Origin of the sequence: Myroides sp. N17-2, assembly GCF_002286775.1 — a bacterium.
Lineage (GTDB): Bacteria > Bacteroidota > Bacteroidia > Flavobacteriales > Flavobacteriaceae > Flavobacterium.
This window is the reverse complement of record NZ_NSGJ01000136.1, coordinates 1-314: the sequence shown is the minus strand read 5'-3', so window position 1 is coordinate 314 and position 314 is coordinate 1. Positions and strand designations below refer to the sequence as shown.

Genomic DNA, 314 nt, shown 5'->3' with positions numbered 1-314 from the left:
CAATAGCGTCCTAAACGTTTAAAAAAAGGCACAAAAAAAGAGAGTAAATTAAGGATCTCAAATTATCTTTGAGTTGCACACCTAAAAAAGACTCTCTTGATGTCAAATATAACATTGTTTTCTCAAATAATAGCAAAACTTGATCGCTCAAAATTCAAGAAACTTGTAAAAGATAAGCAGACTGATAAATACAATAAAGGCTTTGATAGTTGGAGTCATTTAGTATCTATGCTATTTTGCCATTTTGCCCGTAGTAAGTCTGTTCGAGACATTAGTAATGGACTTCGTTCTGCTACTGGAAATCTAAATCATCT

At 32.2% G+C, this 314-nt stretch carries 1 protein-coding gene; it reads left to right on the top strand.

Features of this window, described 5'->3' with window-relative positions:
* Window positions 1–99: 99 nt before the first annotated feature.
* The coding region (locus CF599_RS19415) for a DUF4372 domain-containing protein (protein WP_121967537.1) at window positions 100–314 on the top strand (215 nt) is incomplete at its 3' end.